Raw genomic sequence first — 2,225 nt, forward strand, 5'->3', positions numbered from 1 at the left:
CTGGGCTTCGACTCCCTGATGGCGGTCGAGCTGCGCAACCAGCTCAACCGGGCCACCGGGCTGCGCCTGCCCGCCTCCCTCGTCTTCGACCACCCCACGGTCCAGGAGCTGGCCGTGTACGTGGAGACCGGACTGACCGTGGCGGACGGTCCAGCGGTGGACCCGATCCTCGACGACCTCGTCAGGATCGAGAAGGCGCTGACCGGAGCCGAACTTTGCGACGACGCCCGGGAACGCATCGCCGATCGTCTCACCGCGCTGCTGGCCCTCTCGGCACCCGGGCGCGAGACCGCCGATCCCTTCACACAGCCGGAGCCCGCGGACGGCCCCCACTTCGTCGACGAACTGGAAGCCGCGACGGCCGACCAGATCCTCGACGTCATCGAAAAAGAGTTCGGGAACTCCTGAACCTGCCCTTCCAGCCCGACCTCGACGTGCCTTTGCGGGAGCGACCTCTCATGACCGACGAAAACAACCTGCTGAGCAAGCTGAAGTGGGCCGCGCGGGAGCTGCACCAGACGCGCCGGCAACTCCAGGAGGCGCAGGAGCGCCACCGCGAGCCGATCGCGATCGTCGGCATGGCCTGCCGGTACCCGGGCGGAGTGAACTCCCCCGAGGACCTGTGGCGCCTGGTCGACCGGGGCGGTGACGCCATCTCCGACTTCCCCGAGGACCGCGGCTGGGACACCGACGCCCTCTTCGACCCGGACCCCGACCGGCCGGGGAAGAGCGCCACCCGCAAGGGCGGATTCCTGTACGACGCGCCCGACTTCGACGCCGACTTCTTCGGCATCTCGCCGCGCGAGGCGCTGGCGATGGACCCGCAGCAGCGGCTGCTGCTGGAGACGTCCTGGGAAGCGGTGGAACGGGCCGGCATCGACGTCACCACCCTCAAGGGCAGCCGTACCGGCGTCTACGCGGGCGTGATGTACCACGACTACGCCGCCGGTCTGCCGTCCGTGCCCGCCGAGATCGAGGGCTACTACGGCACCGGAACGGCCGCCGGAGTCATCTCGGGCCGCGTGCCGTACACCTTCGGTCTCAACGGTCCGGCCATCACTGTCGACACGGCGTGCTCGTCCTCGCTGGTCGCCCTGCATCTCGCCGTGCAGGCACTGCGCAGGGACGAGTGCTCCCTCGCCCTGGCCGGCGGTGTGGCGGTGATGTCCAGCCCCGTCATGTTCGCGGAGTTCAGCCGCCAGGGCGGCCTGTCGGTCGACGGGCGGTGCAAGGCGTTCGGGGCGGGTGCGGACGGTACGGGCTGGTCCGAGGGCGTCGGCGTCCTCGTGCTGGAGCGCCTGTCCGACGCGGTACGCAACGGCCACCGGGTGTGGGCGGTGATCCGGGGCAGCGCGGTCAACCAGGACGGCGCCAGCAACGGGCTGACCGCCCCCAGCGGCCCCGCCCAGGAAAGCGTCATCCGCCAGGCCCTGGCCGACGCGGGACTCGGTGCCGAGGAAGTCGACGCGGTGGAGGCGCACGGCACCGGCACACGGCTGGGTGACCCGATCGAGGCGCAGGCGCTGCTGGCGACGTACGGGCGGAGCCGTGCGGCCGAGCAGCCGCTGTGGCTGGGGTCGCTGAAGTCGAACCTCGGCCATGCCCAGGCCGCTGCGGGTGTGGCGGGTGTGATCAAGATGGTGATGGCGTTGCGGCACGGGGTGCTGCCGCGGACGCTGCATGCGCAGGAGCCGACGCCGTTGGTGGACTGGTCGGCGGGTGCGGTGGAGTTGCTGCACGAGCCGCAGCCGTGGACGGCGAGTGGTGAGCGGGTGCGGCGGGCGGGTGTGTCGTCGTTCGGGATCAGCGGCACCAACGCGCACCTGATCCTGGAAGAGGCACCCGAACCGGCCGAGTCGGTCGAGGGGGCGAGTGAGCCGCTTCCGGTGGCGGCTGGTGTGCCGGTGCCGTGGGTGGTGTCGGGCCGCAGCGAGGTGGCGTTGCGGGCGCAGGCGCGGCGGCTGCGGGAGCACCTGGCCGGTCGGGGAGAGCTGGACGTGCGCGCGGTCGGCCGCGCGCTGGCGACCACGCGCGCGCGGCTCGAACACCGGGCCGTCCTGCTCGGAGAGGACCGGGAGACCCTGCTCGGCGGCCTCGATGCCCTGGCGGAAGGCGAGCGCATCGCCGGGCTCGTTCGCGGTGTGGTTGATGGGCCGGTGCGGACGGCGGTGATGTTCACGGGTCAGGGCAGTCAGCGGGTGGGTATGGGGCGTGCGTTGTATGCG

At 71.8% G+C, this 2,225-nt stretch carries 1 protein-coding gene and 1 pseudogene; both read left to right on the forward strand.

What is annotated here, in order from left to right:
- A partial coding sequence (locus ACIA79_RS33520; RefSeq protein ID WP_399432205.1) for a phosphopantetheine-binding protein occupies positions 1 to 408 on the forward strand: 408 nt, incomplete at its 5' end.
- 56 nt (positions 409 to 464) lie between these two features.
- Positions 465 to 2,225: pseudogene (locus ACIA79_RS33525) on the forward strand (type I polyketide synthase); the annotation flags it as partial.

Source organism: Streptomyces sp. NPDC051310 (assembly GCF_044455245.1).
In the GTDB taxonomy this organism is placed as follows: domain Bacteria; phylum Actinomycetota; class Actinomycetes; order Streptomycetales; family Streptomycetaceae; genus Streptomyces.